Consider the following 21,732-nt stretch of genomic DNA (forward strand, 5'->3'; position numbering starts at 1 on the left):
TTATCCCAAATAGATTTATTTAAACTTCATGAATGCAAGAACAGCCTGCAATTCGCCTCGTTGTCTTTTGACGCTTCTATTTCTGAAATTTTTATTACCCTTTTATCAGGAAGTAGCTTATATATAATAAATGAAGAAACTCGTAAGGATATAAAACTTTTCGAAAGCTATATTAAAGAGAATAATATAGACATAGCAACCTTGCCACCAGCATATTTAAAGTTATTAGATGTTGACAGTCTTCAAGGATTAAAGGTCTTGATAACTGCAGGAGAATCGGCAGATTATGATAAAGTTGCGGAATATCTAAAATTTGGAACTTATTACAACGCTTATGGTCCAACAGAAACAAGTATATGTGGAACAATATTTAAAGTAGAAAAAGGGAAGAAATTGAATTCTTTCACAATACCAATTGGAACTCCCATATCAAATACGTCGATTTATATTGTAGATGAATTCAATAATTTACAACCAAATGGTATTGTTGGGGAGATCTGCATAGGAGGTTCAGGTTTAGCTCGCGGTTATTTGAATCAACCAGAGTTAACTTCAGAAAAATTTATTACCAATCCATTTGCAGAAGAAGGAAGAGTATACAAAACTGGTGACTTAGGCAGATGGTTGCCGGAAGGGAATATTGAATTTAAAGGTAGGATAGATGAGCAAGTTAAAATACATGGATATCGAATAGAACTTGGTGAAATAGAAAAATTAATTTTAGATCAACATCTCATTAGTCAATGCGTAGTTGTTGCAAAAGAAAAAGGGGGTGAAAAATATATTGTCGCTTATTGTGTTTCAAAATGTGAAATTGATAAAAAAACCTTGAGAAATAATCTTGCAAAAGTTTTACCAATTTATATGCTTCCTAGTTATTATATACAATTAGATATTATTCCTTTGACATCTAATGGAAAGATAAATATAAAAAATTTACCAAATTTAAAAGAAGAAGATTTAATGAAGGTGGAATTTGTTGCTCCAAGAACTGTAGAAGAAGAAATTTTGACTTCAATTTTATGTGATATATTAAAATATAATCAAATAGGTGTAAAAGACAATTTTTATGACTTGGGTGGTCATTCTATAGTAACTATTCAATTGATTCTACGATTAAAACAATTAGGCTACACAATTACAGTAGAAGATGTTTTAGAACATTCCGTTATAGAAGATTTGGCCAAATTTATCAAAAACAAGTTTAATATTGAAACACAATTAGAAACAAGACAAGATGAATTTTTAAACGGATCGGATTTTGAAGATGAAACTATCTTCGGTGAAGATAGTAATCTTAAAGAATGGAAGTATGGAGATGCTATAGAATTATCTCCAAATCAATTACGTTTCTTTAAATTGCCATATTTGACGAATGTATTGGATTTCAAAATTTCAGATTATAATGAAAAAACATTTGAAAGAGAATTTAGACTATTTCTTAATCAATTTCCAATGCTTACATTAAAATACGAAAAATATAAAGATCAAATATTTCAGCGATATATTTCGGCTGATGAGATGAAATATAAACTACTTGTTGAAGATACATCTCAAAAAGAACTTGATGAGATCAAACTAATAGGAGATTCATTTATTAATGCCCCTTGGAATTTACTCAATGAAGAACTTATTAGAGTTTTTGTAGTTAATAGTAACAATAGTAAAGCGCACATTTTTATTGGAATTCCATATTCGTTTATAGATCTCTATTCAAGAAATGTTCTTCATAGCGAAATAATTAAATTTTTTTATGAAAATAAAAGGGTAAATGATTACTACCATCCATTCACTTTTATCAATCAGCAGAAAAAATTCTTAGAATCTAAAAATGGAATTGAAGAAAGAAAGCATTGGGTTAGAACACTAAGTAAAATACCTATGAATGACAGCGATATATGCGTTAAGAGTAATGTATCAGAATCTTCAATTATACAAGAAACCTTTATTTCAGGCGATAATTTTGAAAAAATTAAAAATTTATCTATAAAATATAGCTTTCCAATAAGTGCATTTTTGAATAGCTTCTATGAAATGATTCTCAGTGATTATAATAATGAAGATAAAAAATTATATGGTGCTTTAGTTAATGGTAGGGATGTCAACTTAGGAAAATTACATTCTTCTAAAATTATTGGAGTTATAAATAATATGATTCCACTAACTTATACTGATTATTCAGGCTTTACTATTGAAGGTATAATTAAATGTTACACTAATTATCTTAACGCAAAAAAATATCAAAGAATACCTTATGAAACTATTTGTGAAGATTTATCAAAATCTTCAGGAAATGAGCTGAATAAAAATATTATAGGGTATTTTAATTTTCACGAATTTGAAAATTTTAAATCGATAAATTCTAAGGCTATAACTAAGACCATAAAAGAAAATAATATCAGTGCATACGATATATGTTTAGTATGTGTTTTACATCCAAATGGAATAACATTAAGAATGGTATGTCTAAATAAAATTTATAAGAAAAATGAAAAAATTCTTTCATTAGAGATGAATATTAATAGGATTTTAAATATTGTTAATCAATTATAATTACCTTAATTTGTACTAGAAAAAACTTACTTAAATTTTAAAAATGAAAAACATAATTCAAACAATAACTTTTTTTGGTACTTCTCAAATAAAAGTCAGTGATAGGATAATAAGTAAAAATGAGCCGATTCCTTTTGCAAATTTTCTCTTAGTTGATAAATCAGATAAAATTGTTAGCGGAGTTGATAGATCTTTTAAAGTTTTTTTATCTTATCTTTTTTGTAATGATAAAATCTCAAGCAGAGAAAGAAATTTTGGAAATGAAGATATTAGAAATAGACGTAATTAACTTATATAATGAAACATCAATTATTTTTGCTGCATTTTGCTGGAGGAAGTATGTTTTCCTTTGATTTTTTGAAAAAATATTTAAGTTCTAATATTGAATTTATAGCATTAGAATTGCCAGGAAGAGGAAAGAGACATAATGAAAATCTTTTGAAAACCTTAGAGGAATGTGTCGAAGATTACTTTAATCAAATTAAAAACTTAAGAAACGGGAATCCTTTTATTATTTATGGGCATAGTATGGGGGCAATTTTGGGATTATTTTTGGCATCTAAATTTGAAGTTATTAATGACAATCCATCTCATTTAATTGTATCTGGAAATGCTGGCCCTGGAGTAAAAAAGGAAGAAGAAATCATTTGCTATCATAAATTAAATGATATTGAGTTTAAAGATAAATTGAAAGAATTAGGTGGGATGCCTCAGGAAATTTTTGATAATGAAGAGCTTTATAAATATTTTGCACCTATTATTCGATCAGATTTTCAATGTTTAGATAACCTGACCTTGAGTAATATTGAAAGTGATATTCTAATTAATACTGATATATACGCAATTATGGGAGAAAATGAAAAAACCAGTTCTAATATAGATAATTGGAAAAAATTTACCGAAGGGAATTTTAAAAATAAAATAGTCCCTGGCAATCATTTTTTTATATATGATTGCCCTAATGAAATAGCTGATACAGTGGTTGATTGCATTGACAAATTTAAAAACAACTAAATGTTTACAATAAAAAAAATTAATGTTATTTATCTTCTTCTTTATTCATTTTCAAACACAATTTTAAGTTTTGGAATATTGTATATTATCAATAATATTATTTCAGGAAATGAGAATTTTTTAAAACCCTTTATGGGAATCGTATTTATATCAATTGTTGTCTACACTTATCTATTGAATATCATTTTTCAAAAAAAAATGAACCACTATTCATTTGATATTGTATATGAAAATGAGAAAAAAATATTTGATAAAATTTTAAAAACGCCACTAATTACCTTTGAAAAATTAGGATCGCAAAGATTTTATACAGCAATTGAAGATATACGGATTTTTTCATCTTTACCAGACGTTGTAACACACACTCTTAATTCATTATTAATGTTACTTCTTTGCATAGTGTACTTGTTTACTCTGTCAGTTCATTCGGCATTAATTGTTGTAGTAGCTATTTTATTAATTGCTGGGATTTATATGGTGGTTATTAACACGATGTCACAAAAAGTAGCTGAATTAAGAAAATATAATGAGCATTATTATAAGTATGTTCATGATGTAATTAAAGGGTTTAAAGAGTTAAAAGTTAATTTGAAAAGAAGATTAAATTTAATGAATGATCATTTATCTCCTAATAGGGAAAATGCTAAAGAATTAGATTTCAAAGTAAATTATGTTTTTTTATCAATAAATCTTATTAGTCAATATGGCCTGTATTTGGTTATTGGTTTGATTCTTTTTTTATTACCAGAGATTGGTTTTTTAAAAAGAGAAGATTTGATTTCTTATGTGGTTATCATATTATTTATTTCGGGGCCAATTAACAATCTTATCAATATGCAAAATGTCTATACACGATTTATTGTTTCAAATAATAGAATAAAGAAGTTTTTAGAGGATTTTAATAATAATGAAACAGAATGTATTGTTAATACTGACCTGATAGAGTTTGATAATTTAAGATTTAAGTCTATTAATTTTGAATATGAAAACGATCAATTTGAAAAAAGTTTTGAAGTTGGCCCAATAAATCTATCTATTAAAAAAGGAGAAATCGTTTTTATTGTTGGAGAAAACGGAAGCGGTAAAAGTACATTTATCAATATTTTGACAGGACTTTATAAGCCTTCAAACGGCGAGATATTTTTGAATGAAAATGCAATTAGCTCTAATGTTGAACTTCAAAATTTTATTGCAGCTATATTTACTGATAATCATATATTTTCACGAAATTATGATAATTATGTTCTAGAAAATAATCTAAGATATCAAGAATTATTAATGACTATGGAATTAGATAAAGTGATTTTAGATGACAAAGAAGAGTCAGCCAGAAGATCTTTTTCTAAAGGACAAAGTAAAAGATTGTCTATGATTTTTGCGCTATTGGAAAATAAACCTATTTTGGTATTGGATGAGTGGGCCGCCGATCAAGATCCTCATTTTAGAAAGTATTTTTATGAAAATGTATTACCTAAATTGAAAAAAGAAGGCAAAACGATTATTGCCGTTACTCATGATGATGCCTATTTTAAACATGCTGATAGAATCATAAAATTTGATTATGGTCAAATAATTATGGATAAAAAGGTAACTGATAATGTAGCGATGGATTCATCATTATGGCAATAAGATAAAAAGATATTCATGAAACTGACCTTGCCGCAACAGGATATTTATTTCGATCAATTATTGTTCCCCAATGACCCTATATACAATATTGGGGCTAAAATTGAAATTAAGGGAGTAGTAAATATAGAAATATTAAAAAAGGCTTACGTTGAATTAATTAATCAACATGATGCTTATAGAAGTATTATTATAAAAACCGAAGAAGATGTAAGCATCGAATTATTAGACGAGCATCAATCTGAATTGGGATTTATTGATTTTTTGGACTATCCAAATTCGATAGAAGAAGCGAGTCTTTATATGCAAAAAGAATTTGCAAAACCTTTTGATTTACTAAAAGGAAATCTTTTGCATGTATTCACGTTAATAAAAGTCCAAGAAAAGTTGCATTATTTGTTCTCTGTTTACCACCATATCATAACCGATGGTTGGGGAACTTCATTAATGTTTCAACGATTAGTTCAAAATTATAACGAAATTTCCGAATTTGGAACAGTTACTTCAAAATATCCATTTAGTTATAAAGACTTTGTAGCTGATGATCAAAGGTATCAAAACTCAGAGTCACTCAACCAAGATTTAGGCTATTGGTCTCGAAAATTTAAATCCTTACCAGAGAATTTATTTGAAAAATTAAATGATGCAGTTCAAATAAATAAAAGCAGTCGCAAAGAATTAATTATTAAAAGAGATGTCTATAATCAATTAAATGATTTAGCCGCAAGTTACAAATGTTCCACTTTTCATTTGATTTTAGGAATACTATATAGCTATTTTGGTAGAAAGCATGAAAACAACGATTTTGCCATTGGCTTGCCTGTTTTAAACAGAAATAAATCTAGTTACAAAAAAACTGTTGGCCTTTTTATGGGTATTTCTCCTTTGAGAATGTCATTAGATTTTGAAGATACTTTTCAAAATTTAATAATTGACATCAAAAATCAACTGAGACAGGATTATCGTCACCAAATATTACCGTTAGGAAAGTTAATTCAAGAGCTTCAATTGTATAACCACAGAGAAAGATTGTTCAATATCACACTTTCTTATGAAAAACAAGATTACTCAACCCATTTTATAAATACCCAGACGAAAGTAATTCCGTTAAGTCATCAATCAGAAAGGGTAGCTTTGGCTTTATATATAAGAGAATTTGACGAATCAGAAGATGTTAAAATTGATTTTGATTATAATTTGAATTATTTTGATGATGAACGTATAACACAAGTCGTCAACCATTTTGAAAAGTTAGTCGATGAAGTTTTAACTAATTCCACCAAAAAACTAAAAGAGTTAACCTATTTAACAAAAGAAGAAAAGCAACAATTACTATTTGATTTTAACGATACAAGTTTTGATTATCCAAAAGATAAAACTGTATTGGATTTGTTTAAAGAGCAAGTTGCTATATTACCTGAAAAAATCGCATTACAGGACGATATAAAATCATATTCTTATAGTGAACTAGATAAACTATCAAGCCAAATAGCCACCTATATTATTGCAAAATGTAGTCAAGAAGATAAATTGCCAATTGCCGTTTTATTGAGCCGTTCGGCTAATATGATTGCAGTTTTGTTAGGAATTTTAAAAACGGGTAAATCTTATATTCCGTTAGATCCTACTTTTCCAAAAGACCGTTTAAGTTATATTGTTGCCAATAGCCAAACCAAAATAATTATCAATGAAAATAATTATGAAATCGACAGCATTAAGCAAGTAACTACAATCTCATTGGAAGATATTCTTGCTGAAATCGATGAATTTCATGTAAGAGAATTTCAAATGGCCACTCCACAAGATACCGCTTATATTATTTATACATCAGGATCAACAGGAAATCCCAAAGGAGTTGAAATAGGGCATCAATCGTTACTTAATTTCTTGATTAGCATCCAAAATAAGCCAGGAATAAATTCAAATGACACTTTTTTTTCTGTTACAACTTACTCTTTTGATATTTCTATATTAGAGTTTTTTGTCACTTTAATTTCAGGAGCGACTTTATATGTTGCCAACCAGAATTTGTTAACCAACCCCAATTTAATTATCAAAAAGTTAGAAGAAGTAAAGCCAAGCATCATTCAAGCCACACCTAGTTTTTACCAAATGCTATTCAATGCCCATTGGCAAGGAGACAAGCAGCTAACAGTATTGTGTGGTGGTGATTTGTTGAGCGAATCATTGGCAGAAAAATTAATCAATTATAGTTCAGAAGCCTGGAACATGTATGGGCCAACAGAAACCACTATTTGGTCAAGTGCAAAAAAAATAGAAAAACCTATAGACGCTTTAAACATTGGTAAGCCCTTAAACAATACACAATTCTATATATTGGATTCATTTTTAAATCCAAAATCGATAGGAACATCAGGAAATATTTATATAGCAGGGGATGGTTTGTCAAAAGGATATTATAAAAATGAATTATTAACCAAAGAAAAATTCATCCAAAACCCTTTTGATTCAAAAAGTTTATGCTATGAAACAGGAGATGTCGGCAAGTGGAATATGGATGGTGAAATAGAATTCCTTGGTCGAAATGACAATCAAGTAAAAATTAGAGGCTACAGAATAGAATTGGGTGATATCGAGTCACAATTAAATAAAATAGCTACGATTAAAGATGCGGTTGTCATTGCTAAAAAAGGAGCAGAACAAGAAGCTTTTTTAGTAGCTTATATTTTAAAAAAACAAGAAGATATCGATACTGCTGAAATTGCGAGTCAATTAAAAAAGGCTCTTCCATACTATATGATTCCGAATGCAATCATTCTGTTAGAAGAATTCCCGCTTACACCTAATCAAAAAGTGGATCGAAAATGGTTGTCGCAAAGAGATATTCAATATAAAACAAATGAAGGAAATTTTAAAGAACCCGTTTCTGATTTAGAAAAAAAACTATCACAATATTGGGGGGAAGTGTTAAATGTAAAAGAGACAATAAGTATAACTGATAATTTTATTACAATTGGTGGGCATTCCTTAAATGCAGTAAAGTTGATTGGATTAATATCTCGAAATCTTTCTTTAGAAATTACTTTAAAAACTATTTTTGATTATCCTTCTATTGAATCTTTAGCAGCTTATTTACAAGAACTGAAGCCAAAACAATCAAATTTAATGCCATTAGCTGAAATCAAAGATTTGTATCATTTGACTCCTGCTCAATATACGATTTGGCTAGCCTCTCAACAAACAAGCGGTTCTATTGCTTATAATATGTCAGCAGGTTATAGTATTGAGGGATTTATAAATTCAGAAAAAATAAATAAATCAATAAATCAAATCATTGAAAAGTATGAAATTTTAAGAACCAATTTTATTGAAATTGAGGGAATTCCTTATCAGAAAATAAATGCTGCAGAAAATGTTAAATTTGAAATTGCTGTACACCAATTACAAGATAATAATATTGAAGAAGTCATCAATCAATTAATCAACACTGAATTTGATTTAGAAAAAGATGTATTGATAAGAGTTCAATTGATACAGTTTGAAACAAACAAGCATCTACTCCTTTTTTCTACACATCACATTATAATGGATGGTTTATCGCTGGAAATACTTATCAAAGAATTAATGCTATACTATAATAATACTGATGATATATTAAAAAGTAATACTTTAAAATTTCAGTTCAAAGATTATTCAGAATGGTTTAATAAAAGAATAAAAGAGAATCAATTTAAAAACGAATTGTTTTGGAAAAATTATCTTCAAAATTATATATCCAAAGATTTATTTGACAGGGATTTTAGTGTTAAAAATAATATGCAAAACGGAAGTAAAGTGTTATTTGAACTCACAGAAGAAGTTACACTTCAACTGAAACAATTAGCTACTGAAAAAAAAGTAACCTTCTATACTCTTTTAGTTACTTCAATTAATGTTTTAATTTACAAACTATCCAATCATTCTGATATATGTATTGGAACGGTGAATTCTGGAAGAAATGCAACTGAATTAAACGATCAAATAGGAATGTTTGTAAAAACACTGGTGTTGAGAACTCAAATACAATCAGAACAAACTTTTGCTGATTTATTTGAGACAGTAAAAAGTAACATATTAGTGATAAATGATTACTTGGACATTCCGTTTGACAAAATACCATCAGATACTTTCGACGTGATGCTAGCCTATCAAAACCCAGAATTTAATATTGATAATAATATTCAATTGAATGAATTGAAATTAACATCTTATCCGATTGACAGTAAATTCAGCAGAATGCCTATAATATTTAACTTGTTCGAAAGTAATAATCAATTAAAAGGAATAATTGATTATAATTTAAATTTATTTGAAGAAGATACCATACAAATGATTGCCTCAAAATTCTGTAAAATGTTAAATAGAATAGTTACCAATCCTTTAGTTAAGATCGAAAAAATAGACGTTAGATTAGAACACGAAATCAATACAAAATTTGATTTTAATTTTAATTTTTAAGCTACCAATACTGAAATTTTAATATACGAAATTTTAAAAATAATTAAAGAAAGATGAAAATTATTCAAAGTTTATGGGTAAAGCCCAATCTAAAAAAAGCAAATTTAAATATTTCAGATAGAAATAAAGGAGGTTGGATTGATAAAAAATACAATTATATGAGTTGGACACTTAGTTGCCTCCAATTTAAAAAATATTATGATAAAGTCGAGTTAGTGACAGATACATTAGGTTATGATTTGCTAATAAATAAATTAGGATTACCATATACCAAAGTTGATGTATGCTTAGATGTCCTCAATGATTATCATCCAGATTTATGGGCTTTAGGAAAAATTTATGCTTACAGCATGCAAAATGAGCCTTTCATCCATGCTGATGGTGATATTTTTATTTATAAAAAATTTGAGGATAGTTTTGAAAAATCTTCATTGATAGCACAAAATATTGAACAAGGATTTGGCTATTATGATGAAGTCTTTAAACTTATAGAAGATAATTTTGAATATATTCCTAATTTTTTGAAAGAGTCTAAGATTAAAAATAATGAGATAGTTTCTGTAAATGCTGGATTATTGGGAGGTTCAGATTTAGATTTTATTAAAGAATACACGACTGAAGCTTTCAAATTCGTCGATAGTAATACTTCTAAACTTGAAAAAGTTAATATTGGAATGTTTAATACCATATTCGAACAGTTTTTATTTCATTCTATTGCTGAAAAGAAAGGGACTGGTATCAGTTACTATTTATCTGATGTTAATCATGCTTTTGATGGGCTAGCTGACTTTACTGCCCTACCAAAAAAAGGAACATATATACATACAGTTGGAGTATATAAAAGAATGAGATATATAGGAGATTTGTTAGCACATAGATTACAGACGGATTATCCGGAATATTATTATAAAATTTTAAATCTTATTCGTACAAACCAAATTTAATTTTTTGACTATGAAATCATTAGAAGAGAAAGATATATTATTAAGAGCAGAAACATTCTCAAATTTAATACTTAATTCAAGTTTGGAAGAACTTGTTGAAATATCAGAAAAAAATAATAAAACAATAGAGCAGTATTTAGTTTCAAATAATGTAGAAAATATTGAAACCGGTGTTTCTGGATTTCTACTTTTTCTATTAGAATTTTATAAATCCTCTAAAAAGGATATTTACTTAAAAAAAATAGAAATGTTATCTAAAAGTTTAATTATCTATTGTAAAGAAAATACTACAAACAATTATTCATTATATAGCGGCAGATCAGGTTTTGTTTATTTTTTGATACAACTTTATCATATAAATAAAGATGAAGCTATATTAGAGGAGTGTGAAAATCTAATTATTCCAGCAGAAATGGAATATTTAGAATCAAATTACACTTCAGATTATTTATACAATGGAAGGTCAGGAACTTTATTGGTTTTAAATGAGTTATTCCAATTAACACAATCTGAAAAAATATTCGGACTGATAAACAAATTTACCAATGTAATAATTAGCAATGCTATATTAACTGAGAAGGGGATATCCTGGAAAGCAGATGAAGAAATAAACCTCCGTAATTCCTGTGGTTTCGCAATGGGAGCTTCAGGTATTCAATTTGTTTTAAAGAATATTTGTTTATGTTTTCCAAACGAATCTTTTAACTATGTTATTGAAGGTATAAATAAATATAAGCAATCATGTTGGGATGAAGAAAAACAAAATTGGCTTAATTATGAAAAAGACATTATTAACAGTACGGTTTTAGATGAGTTAAAAAAACAATATAAAACTAATGAGAAAGTATTGTATAAGCCTTCGAATGAACTAAGCTGGTCAAAAGGAAGCTTAGGAATATTATTAGCTGATTGTCATGCAAAAAAAATATTTTTTGAATTGGATATAGATAAAGCCAAAGAAATTCCAAGGAATATTTATGATGGCTTATCGGGTATAGGATTATCCTTATTGGAAAATAATACTTTAAAGAATAGGGAACAACAGGTTGAATTAATTAAAGATATAATAGTCAGCCAGCAAATGCCTATTGAATTACAAGGCGGTTTGTTTTTTGGTGAATTAGGGGCATGCTATTTTTTATTAAGAACACTTACAACTAACAAATATTACAATTCTATTATTAATCCATGTGAGATATCCAATCCAATACCAACTAAATATGTCTTAAATATCAATTTAAAACTCGTGAAAAAGAGCTTATTATCAAAAACTTATGATAAAACCATATTTTTGATTGAAAAAATATTCGATGAGCAACTAAATGAATTTTTAGACATTTCTGGACATAATGTGTCAGAGATTGTAAAATTTGAGGAATTTGTAAAGAATCAGTTTATAAAAGTTGATACTACTATAAATAATGTAATAGCAGATGTTTTCATTTTTGAAAAAAGAAGAAAGGAGTTTTGTCTCCAAGAATTAAGAACAAATTTGGAAGTATGTCTTGATAAATTGGATTACAATGAAAAAATTATTAAAATCCTCAATAATTCTGACGAATGGATTTTAAATCAAAAACTAAAAATTTCAAATTCTGTAAAGCTAGTGAATACTGAATGGGATTGGGAACTAAAAGAGGATTTTAATTTTATTCAAAATTTTTATAAAGAACGAGGTTTTTATGAATTCTTATTCCATCATCATCAAAGCTCTGTTATAGAATATCCCTTACAAATTGATGGTTTGGTACTTCATCGTTTCGACCACCCAAAAAAAATTATAGATGCGTCAATGGAAATTAAAACATACTGTCAATCATCTCCAGAGGATATGGTTAAAGAATTTGCAAAGAGTTCAGGGTCAAAAGATATTCAAGATTTTATTAAAAGATTAGATTTTTTAGTTTTGCATAAAGTAAAACAATTTATGTACGATGGTATTTTAGAAATAGCTTAATATGGTAGTGTTTTATTCAAAGATTTCAGAAAAATTTCATGAAAATATTATTGAGAAATATCTAAATGATTTTGATGAAATATTCATAAAGAAAACTTTAAGTTACAGGAGATGGGAAGATGCACAATTATCTTTATTAGGCAGGCGGCTTCTAGTAGAAGGCTTTAAAGAATATGAAATCTCAAGTAATGAAATTAATAACTTAGTATATAATAAATTCGGAAAACCATTTTTAAAAAATATTCCTGTATTTTTCAATATATCTCATTCAGGTGATTTTGTGATTTGTGCAATAAATGATAAATCTGAAATAGGAATTGATATTGAAATAATATCAGATATTGAAATAAATGATTTTAAATCCCAGTTCACAGAAAACGAATGGAGTAATATTATTTTATCTAATAATAAAAAAGCTACTTTTTTTGACTATTGGACACAAAAAGAAGCGGTTGTAAAAGCTCATGGACATGGACTTACAATTCCTTTAAACTCTTTTGAGATTTTAGAAAATGAGACAATAATAAATAATGAAAAATTCTATTTACAAGAAGTAAAAATAGACATCAAATATAAATGTTACGTTTCTCTAAAAGAATATTTTAGTGAAGTTTTAATAAAACAAATTCAAATCAATTAACATGAAGAATCTAATAAAGTTGTTTTTATTGCTTTCGTTGTTGCCTTGTTGTTTATTTGCTCAAAAGGAGGCTTTTAAATTAGAAAAAACTGCAACTTTTTTTCCAGACTGGAAAGAATTAAAAAAAGAAAAATTAAGTTCATATTTTTTGGTGGTACCTGAAAACTGGGATAACCCCGAAGGCAAAAAAATTAAAATTGCAGTAACGGTTTTAAAAAGCAAATTCAAAAATCCAAATTCAAATGCTACAATTTACATTCAAGGGGGACCTGGAGGAGGAAGCATAGCGGGCTTATGGGAATGGCTTGAGAACCCTATAAGGCAAAATAGTGATATCATTCTTGTAGATGTTCGAGGTACTGGCTTTTCGTTACCAAAATTTTGTCCAGACTTAGGAAAAAAATTCTTAGAAATACTATCAAAAAACCAGAATAGAACACAAGATGAACAGCAAAAAACTATTGCTGCAATGGCATGTAAACAAGATTTGATTAATAGAGATATTGATTTAAATTGTTATAATAGCAAATCAATTGCTAAAGATTTCAATGCTTTAAAAAGGATATTAAAGTATCATAATTGGAACGTTTATGGAGTTTCTTACGGTACATATACAGCTCAGGTTTATGCAAATGATTTTCCCCAGGATATTAAATCATTAATATTAGATTCTTGTATTTCAGATATTTCTCAATACTACAATTCCAATACAAAAAATTACTTAAGCAGTTTAAATAAAGTTTTTGACGCATGTATTAATGACCCAAATTGTAATAAACAATATCCAAATTTAAAGGAGGTATATTTTGAAACAATTGATAAGCTAGATAATAATCCTATTACTGTTAATGTTGATAGAAAAATAATTTCTAGCGGTAAATTCACCTATAACGCAGAAGATTTTAAAATAGCTATTCAGCAAGGACTATATAACGAGAAATTGATTCAGGTTATTCCAATGTTGATTTTTGAATTTAATAAAGGGAATAAGAATACTTTAAGTTCACTTGTTGCTGCTTTTTCAGGTGGATTAACTTTAGATTATGGACAGTATTATTGCTTAAGTTGTAACGAAGCTATTCCTAACAATTCAATAGCAACTTTTAATAAAGAAGCTCAAAATTATAAAAATTTAAAAGGAGGATTGTCATTTTATAAATCAGACTTTCTAGTTTGTGATAGATGGAATTTAGGGAACAGAAATCAAGAAACATATTTAAACGATTTATCTAATTTGTCAAAAATAACTTCACCGGTATTAGTTTTTTCTGGAGGATTTGATCCAATTACCCCACCTTCAAATGGAAAAATGACTGTTACTAAATTCCGCAATGCTTATCTAGTAAACGCTCCAATTTCTGGACATAAACCCAGTTTTTCAAAACTTGGATTTAAAATTGTGAATGAGTTTATACAAAATCCAAGTCAAAAACCTGATGCAAAAGAGTTGGAATCCGATAGCAAAGTTCATTTTATTACAGACGTAAATATTAATGGAGGTGTTTCTAATTTTGGTAATAGTTTGAATGAATTTAATTTACTTTTTTTTACGCCTTTTTTTATTGCTGTTGTCATCCTTTTGATTGCAATTTTTAATTTTTGTTATGTGTTGATAAGAAATAGCAAAGATTGCACTCAGAACAAACCTATGAAGGTTATAATTGTTGCAACATCCCTACTAGGTCTATTTATTATTATTCAATTGATGTTGGCTTTAAAAAGCACTATCCAAGACAATTTTTTTATCCTCGCCTTTGGTTTGCCAAGTCAGTTTAGCTACTTATTTATTCTTCAATGGTTATTTGTAGGACTAACTTTAGTTTCGATAATTTACTTTTTATTTAAAATAATGTCTATTTTAGATAAAAGTATTATAGTCACAATTTTATTTTCACTCATTCTGATTGGAGTTTATTTTCAATATTGGGGATTTTTGTTTTAAAGCAATGAGGCTTTAATCTAGTATTGGACAACTTTTTTTAAGGGGGTATAGATTCTAAGTTAATTTTTATTATATTTAAATCTTGAATAGAATTCAGATTTTTCTTTCATAGAATAAAGTTTTATATTGAGGTTTAAAAATATGATTTTTATGTAAAATTTAATCATAATGATATACGAATGAAAGTAAAACTAAAAACTAACGTTGCAACAAAAAAACTAAGATAGTATTTTTTTGAAGTTTAATTATGGTTTACAAACAGGATTGTTAAATAGTTTTTAGGAGTGCTTTAAAATGCTAATTTGAAAGCAATAAACCAACACAATGATTTGACTGTAAACACACCAACCTAGTTTGAATTATTTGATTCTATAATATGGTGTGAACAAAATAATTATAATTTTACACCAGCTATTTCTTAATGGAGATGAATATCCACAAATGTATAATAGAAATAATTGACCGTTTGATATTAATAAATTTTTTGAGGATATTTTTTAATAAAAAGAATTCATCAAGGAATTTCTCGCGGTTTAGCGTAAAATGGAAAGATTATTGTATTTGTTGATGAGCAAACACATTTTCAGACGAAATTATATGAGTTTATTGCTTTATCATTTAGTTTGTCTGTAAAATATAGAAGAAATGTTATGAATGTTGAATTAGTTTGGTTTCTTATAATTTGAAAATATTTCAGAATGATATGAGAATCACGCTCATTTTTGATGAAAAGCGTTCCGAAAATTTTAGTTGAAATAATGATTAGAACTGTAAATTGTATTACAGCTAAAGAGATTCTCCGATTACATCCTGAGGTTAAGAATAAGTTGTGGGACAGTAACTTTTGGACTATAGTATTATATTATGTGAACAAATATGGAAGCGAAAATGGGACTCAGAAATACATTCAAAACCAAGGCAAATAAAAAGTTTATAAATCGTTTAACAAAAATCAATTGCGGTTATCTTCCGAGTAACACTATACCTCTAGGTTATTAATTATGAAAAAAATATTAATTCTTACTTTTTATTTTGGCGAAGCGCCTTGGTATTTGGATTATTTTATACAATCATGTATTGCTAATAAGGATGTGGATTTTATTTTTTATACCGATATAAAAGGAATAACGGTAAAGGATGAAAACATAAAAATTATTAACATCAGTTTTGCTGAATTTAAATCAGCAATTGCAAATCATTTTGCTTTTGAGTTATGCATTGAAAAACCTATTAAATTATGTGACATTAGGCCTTCATTTGGCGAAGTGTTTCATTATTTAATAAAAGATTATGATTTTTGGGGCTATTGCGATATAGACATTATTTTTGGTAGAATCAGATCTTTTTTAAATGATGAAATTTTAAATAATTATGATGTGATTTTTGCAAAACATGAATATCCAAGTGGTTTTTTTGCATTATATAGGAACAATATTGAAGTCAACAGTTTATATAGAAGTAGTACTGATTATATAAAAGTATTTCAATCCAGTGATTTACTTTTATTTGACGAATGTGGGGGGCATTATGATGAAGTCTGTTCAGGTATAAATATTTTAGATACTAAATATGAAATAGATTCAATGCATCATATTTTAGAAAGAAATAAGAGCAAAGTAAATATACTTTATGAGTTTTTATCAATTGAAGGATCTCATGGGCATCTAAGGTATGAGGAAGGTGTGTTAACTTATCGTGGTAAATTTGAAGTCTTTTTATATCATTTAACAAATTTTAAGAAAAATTTCTTTTTCAATACGGCTAATAATACAAAATTAAAAAATTACAATTCATATTATATTGGGAAATATAAAATCACTAAATCTAACTGGTTTTCTATTCTCAATAATAATTTGTTTTGTTTCGTAATCTTCTATTCGAAGTATATTTTTTTGAAGACCGATTATTATTTAAATAATATAATGTTTAAGCCAAAAATAAGCAAAAGACTTTCGGCGGGTAAATATCAATACATGAAACAAATTTTAAGCGTTGATTTTCAAAACGAAAGGTGTTATATAGTTCATTCTGACGGTAATCGAAATGAAATCTTTTTTTTAAGATTTTCAAAAAATATTATCTATGTAAAAGACCTTAAACAATTTTATTTAATGGACGGTTTGCAAAATGACCATTACACTTTAGTTAGCCCCATTTTTAACAATGATTGTTTGATGATTTATAAGTTTTTTCAATGAAAATAATACAATTTTTTGGTATGGAAAGCAAACGGATTTCTCTATTTCATATGCATAAATAAGCTTGATATTCAATATTTTTTCACGATCGAGTTTTCAAAGAGAAAGCGGTTCAATTGAGTTATGAAATACATAATAATTGAGAATTTCCAGAAAGCTAGGCATAAGCGCTCCACAGTTGTATAAGTGGCTAAAAGAGTACGAAGTTCGAGAAAGGAAGTTTTTTGGGTAGCGACAACGTAAAGCAAACGCCAAAAGAGGAACGAATTTCTGATCTTGAAAGAAAACTCACAGATGCGGAACTAGAGCGGGATATATAAAAAAAAGCAATCGGTATCTTTTCCAAAAACGGTCGATGATTTATATTTAATCAGAAACAATGAAAAGATATGTAAAATATTGTAAGTTGGTCAAAGAATATATCAATGGGAGAACCAGCCTGTTTCATACACAAAGCAAAGAGTTGAGCTTGCTTAAAGAAGAAGTAAGATCCATTTATTTTAATTCAAAAAAAGATATTATAGTCCAAGAATGACTGACGAGTTGGCTTCTATAGGGAATAAATTATCAAGTATTACAGTTATAAAATATTAATTATGAGTGATATTCAAGATTTAAATATAAAAAATGAGGTATTACCTATTTTTGATTGTTCTATAAATTCATTCACTAGAAATAAAATCCTTCATTTATTAGAAACATCTCTTACAAGCGAAAGTCAAATTATTGAACGCCAAGATATTCTTAAAAGTTTCATTGCTAATATAGAGCTATTTAGAGAATATTCATATACTGTTCTATATTTAAATGAAGTTCATTTTTTTCTTAATAATTTTAAAATCGAGCAGGTTGAAAGGAAATACCTTTTGTTTTTTAATCCTAGTGCAGACGAGATGGTATTGAACAATAAAATCCATCAATTAATATTGTTTTTCTATAGGCTTGAATCTATTTGCTTTTTAAGACTTAATTTAAGAGACTTCCCTGAAACATATAGAACCGATTTAAAAAGGATTTTGACATTTCTTTCTTTTTTCCAGCTAAATAAATATGAAAAAATTATTAAAGATAAGAAGTGGAAAAATAAGCATACTAAAGAAATAATAGCTATAATTTCAAAACAAAAGACAGAAAATAGGATCGAAACTTTTTGGAAAGATCTTTTTTTGTTTGAAAGCTATTTATCTATTAGTAGAGCTATTGTCGATAAGAACTTTGTTTTTCCTACTTTTGAAAAAAACAGTATAACTCTTACTGATTTTTATCATCCGATAATTAAAAATCCGGTTAAATATAGCTTTACATCTTCCACTAATGTTATTATATTGAATGGACCAAACATGTCAGGAAAATCAACTTTCTTGAAATCTGTTAGCTTATGTGTATATTTAGGGAATCTTGGTTTTGGAATTCCAGCATCAACAGCGAAAATTCCATTTTGTACTGATTTTTCAATAGGAATTAGTAAACGTGATGATATTTTAAGTGGTTACAGTCTTTTTATGACAGAAATCATGAGTCTGAAAAATATTCTTTTGAAAGCTGTCGAAGGAAAAAAATGTTTTGTTGTTTTTGATGAACTTTTTAGCGGAACAAATATTGAAGATGCCTTGGAAATATGCACCACCACAATAAATGGTGTTAGTTTTTATTCTAATTCATTTTTTTTTATTTCTACACACATTCAGGAACTAAAAAATCTTACTAATACTAATATTTCAACTTATTATTTAGACTGTGAGATAATTAGTAATACCCCTACTTTTACATATAAACTAAAAAAAGGGTGGTCAGAAATTAAGGTTGGAAGAATTTTGTTTGAAAAAGCAGGCTTAAATAAACTATTAAATTCTAAAATTGAATCTATAATATAATTAATTCATTGTTGTCCGATAAAAAAGCAGAATTTTTTTTATTGATTTAGAGCGCTTTGATTTGTGTTGGCTTGTTTTTTATTGCTTTATTGTCTGAAAAGATAATAGAGTTGTTTCCGAGCTGAAACTAATATTCTTGACTTGCAAACAGAAAGTCTCTGTCTGGATGAAATCTCTAAATACTGTTCAGAGATTTGGATAATCTTTATTAAGTAAAAAAACTAAAAAGAATGTAACTTTTTTTGTCCATGCTAATTGCGTCCGCAGTGCGGACACAATTTGAAATATTTTTGTAGGGTTCGTTTCATTTTATTTATATGTCCGACAAATAGTGCTTTGATTTTTTGTTATAAATTTGATCAAAGTTTAAAAGAGATTGAAAATTAAGGGATCTCTTTCTAAAAAAATATTACTTAAACTTAGATTTAAGTTTTTTCATATCTTCTATTATTTTAAGATCCAAAACTTTTGCATAGCGCTGTGTCAGCTTGGTATTCGTATGTCCCATCATTGGAGAAACATTCTCAAGTCTTGCTCTGTTTCCTGAGGTTATGGTGGTTGCAAATGTGTGTCTGGTAACATACCGCGTAAGATGTTTGTCTATGCTGCAGGCATCAGCTATTTCCTTAAGATAATCATTCATTTTTTGGTTGGATATTTTAGGAATAAGACCTTTTGCTGATTTTTATATTTAGAAATAATTTTTTCTACTGTAGGCAGTACCGGTACATTGGCTCTGATGGCTGTTTTGGCTCTGCTAGTCATAATCCATAAGTTCCCATTTTAATCTTCGGATAAGTTTCTTTCGGTTAGATCCATTGTATCGACAGGGGCATATCCTTATAGCAGTTGAAGAGAAATATATCCTTGACATTTTCCAGACGGGGGGTGAAAATATTTTATTCTCAATCGTATTCAGTTCCAACTGAGTTAGGAAAACAGCATCTTTTACGCTTACCCTTTTGTCATACACGTTGAATGGGTTTTTTATAATCAAGTCCATTTTAATGGCGTAATTGCAGGCAGTTTTATACATTTTCATATACTTTACCACTGAATTGTTTTTGATGCCTGTCTGGTCTTTAAAACTGCTCTCATATTTAAGGAACTGTTCCAGTTTAAAGACAAATGAGCTTGATATTTCAGATGCAGGCATATCTTCCTTTTTGTGGGTACTGGTAATGAAATCCAAAAGTAAATCCTTCGCTCTTTTGTACTTTTGCAGTGAAGCCGCTGCGCATTCTCCAGAATTGACTCTTTTGGTGAAGAATATATTGTATGTTTCCATAATTGAAATTATGGAAGAACCTTGAGGCTGGCCGATTTTGACTTTTCCTGTAATTTCAGCTTTTAGCAATTCCAGATCAACGTCAGGATCAATTCGGAAAAGTTCTGTAGACTTCTTTTCGGCATTAAGCTGCATGAGATCAAGAGAGCTTTTTATTGCCTTTTATTTTTCCGCCTTCAGTGTATTTTTCAGATGGTTTGTCTGGATCCATTTTTCTTTCGAGATATATTTTCTCGATGCGATTGTAATTATTTTGTTTTTATAAGAAAGTCTTAGAATAATAGAGCTTTTTCTGTCGCAGTTAACTCTGCCAGATTTTAGCAGAAAAATTGTTTTTAACATGTTATCTAGTTTTAAAATTAATAATCAAATTGAATTAATAATTTTAAGAGAATCATTAACAGCAGGGAATTCCCTGGGAATTCTTTTGTTTTAGTGGTCCAATTTTGAGAAAAACGATCTCAAAAAAAGTGGGACACTGATTGTGCCACCATTCTTTGATAAAACATGTGCTTTTTGAAAAGTGTGTAAAATCGAAAAAGCCTTTAAACACTAGTGTTTAAAGGCTTTTGATTTTTAAAGTTTCTTTTGAAACTTCTACTGGCGGAGAAAGAGGGATTCGAACCCCCGGACCTGTTACAGTCAACAGTTTTCAAGACTGCCGCATTCGACCGCTCTGCCATTTCTCCAGTATGTCGCTCTCATTGCTGATTGCGGGTGCAAATATAAGACGGTTTTTCGGTTCTCAAAACTTTTTTTAGACTTTTTTTTGAAGTTTTTTAAAATAATTTTCAAGTGTCTAATTATCAGTATTTCCGAAAATGAGATTTTTTTAAAAATTAATCTAAATCGTCTAGAATTGGCGTTGGTTTTTTGTTTTCATCAACAGCAACAAACGAAAAAGTTCCTGAAACTACCGATTCGCGAAGCTCAGAATACATTTGTTCCATAAAAATATCAACATGAATTTTACAGCTGGTTCTTCCAACGCTGTCCACTTTTGCCACTAATTCAATTAATGTTCCTGCTGGAATTGCTTTTTTAAAGTCAATTTGCCCTGTAGAAATCGTCACAACTTTTTTACGGCTGAAACGCGTAGCGCAGATAAAAGCAACTTCATCCATAAGATGTAGTGCTGTTCCTCCAAATAAAGTGTCGTAATGATTGGTTGTGCTAGGGAAAACCGCTTTAAAAATTCGAGTTTCTGATTTTTGAATTCTTTCTTCTACTGTTCCCAT

General features: G+C 28.2%; 15 protein-coding genes and 1 tRNA gene. 12 read left to right on the forward strand and 4 right to left on the reverse strand.

Going from position 1 to position 21,732, the window contains the following annotated elements; all coding sequences use genetic code 11:
- From ACE01P_RS16830 to ACE01P_RS16885, 12 genes are all read left to right on the forward strand, one after another.
- Positions 1 to 2,553, forward strand: a 2,553-nt coding sequence (locus tag ACE01P_RS16830; RefSeq protein ID WP_379700050.1) for an AMP-binding protein, incomplete at its 5' end; no start/stop codon positions are given.
- 43 nt (positions 2,554 to 2,596) lie between these two features.
- On the forward strand, positions 2,597 to 2,842 hold the full coding sequence (locus ACE01P_RS16835; RefSeq protein WP_379700051.1) for a hypothetical protein: 246 nt from the start codon (positions 2,597 to 2,599) through the stop codon (positions 2,840 to 2,842).
- Between the two features lie 8 nt (positions 2,843 to 2,850).
- Positions 2,851 to 3,567, forward strand: a complete 717-nt coding sequence (locus ACE01P_RS16840; RefSeq protein ID WP_379700052.1) for a thioesterase II family protein — start codon at positions 2,851 to 2,853, stop codon at positions 3,565 to 3,567.
- Positions 3,568 to 5,196, forward strand: coding sequence for a cyclic peptide export ABC transporter (locus ACE01P_RS16845; RefSeq protein ID WP_379700053.1), 1,629 nt, complete (start codon positions 3,568 to 3,570; stop codon positions 5,194 to 5,196).
- A gap of 15 nt (positions 5,197 to 5,211) precedes the next feature.
- Positions 5,212 to 9,651, forward strand: a complete 4,440-nt coding sequence (locus tag ACE01P_RS16850; protein ID WP_379700054.1) for an amino acid adenylation domain-containing protein — start codon at positions 5,212 to 5,214, stop codon at positions 9,649 to 9,651.
- Positions 9,652 to 9,704: 53 nt separating this feature from the next.
- Entirely contained in the window at positions 9,705 to 10,595 is an 891-nt protein-coding gene (locus tag ACE01P_RS16855; protein WP_379700055.1) for a DUF6734 family protein, read from the forward strand.
- A 10-nt stretch (positions 10,596 to 10,605) separates the two neighbouring features.
- On the forward strand, positions 10,606 to 12,552 hold the full coding sequence (locus tag ACE01P_RS16860; RefSeq protein ID WP_379700056.1) for a lanthionine synthetase LanC family protein: 1,947 nt from the start codon (positions 10,606 to 10,608) through the stop codon (positions 12,550 to 12,552).
- A 1-nt stretch (position 12,553) separates the two neighbouring features.
- Complete coding sequence (locus tag ACE01P_RS16865) at positions 12,554 to 13,192, forward strand: 4'-phosphopantetheinyl transferase family protein (protein ID WP_379700057.1); 639 nt, start codon at positions 12,554 to 12,556, stop codon at positions 13,190 to 13,192.
- A 1-nt stretch (position 13,193) separates the two neighbouring features.
- Positions 13,194 to 15,134: an alpha/beta fold hydrolase gene (locus ACE01P_RS16870; protein WP_379700058.1), complete on the forward strand. Its 1,941-nt coding sequence runs from the start codon at positions 13,194 to 13,196 to the stop codon at positions 15,132 to 15,134.
- Between the two features lie 758 nt (positions 15,135 to 15,892).
- A complete protein-coding gene (locus ACE01P_RS16875; protein WP_379700128.1) occupies positions 15,893 to 16,060 on the forward strand; it encodes a transposase in 168 nt (55 codons plus the stop codon).
- 75 nt (positions 16,061 to 16,135) lie between these two features.
- Positions 16,136 to 17,332, forward strand: a complete 1,197-nt coding sequence (locus ACE01P_RS16880; RefSeq protein WP_379700059.1) for a DUF6625 family protein — start codon at positions 16,136 to 16,138, stop codon at positions 17,330 to 17,332.
- A gap of 596 nt (positions 17,333 to 17,928) precedes the next feature.
- Complete coding sequence (locus ACE01P_RS16885; RefSeq protein WP_379700060.1) at positions 17,929 to 19,206, forward strand: hypothetical protein; 1,278 nt, start codon at positions 17,929 to 17,931, stop codon at positions 19,204 to 19,206.
- Between the two features lie 409 nt (positions 19,207 to 19,615).
- Here the strand turns inward: ACE01P_RS16885 and ACE01P_RS16890 are convergent, their stop codons facing one another.
- The 4 genes from ACE01P_RS16890 to ACE01P_RS16905 form a co-directional block, all read right to left on the reverse strand.
- On the reverse strand, positions 19,616 to 19,873 hold the full coding sequence (locus ACE01P_RS16890; RefSeq protein ID WP_379700129.1) for a tyrosine-type recombinase/integrase: 258 nt from the start codon (positions 19,871 to 19,873) through the stop codon (positions 19,616 to 19,618).
- A 90-nt stretch (positions 19,874 to 19,963) separates the two neighbouring features.
- Positions 19,964 to 20,629 carry a phage integrase SAM-like domain-containing protein gene (locus tag ACE01P_RS16895; protein WP_379700061.1) on the reverse strand — a complete coding sequence of 222 codons (666 nt, stop codon included), beginning with the start codon at positions 20,627 to 20,629 and terminating at the stop codon, positions 19,964 to 19,966.
- Positions 20,630 to 21,095: 466 nt separating this feature from the next.
- A tRNA-Ser gene (locus ACE01P_RS16900) sits at positions 21,096 to 21,183 on the reverse strand.
- Between the two features lie 150 nt (positions 21,184 to 21,333).
- Positions 21,334 to 21,732, reverse strand: a complete 399-nt coding sequence (locus tag ACE01P_RS16905) for an acyl-CoA thioesterase (protein ID WP_379700062.1) — start codon at positions 21,730 to 21,732, stop codon at positions 21,334 to 21,336.

The sequence above is a fragment of the Flavobacterium sp. HJSW_4 genome (assembly GCF_042436695.1).
Lineage (GTDB): Bacteria > Bacteroidota > Bacteroidia > Flavobacteriales > Flavobacteriaceae > Flavobacterium.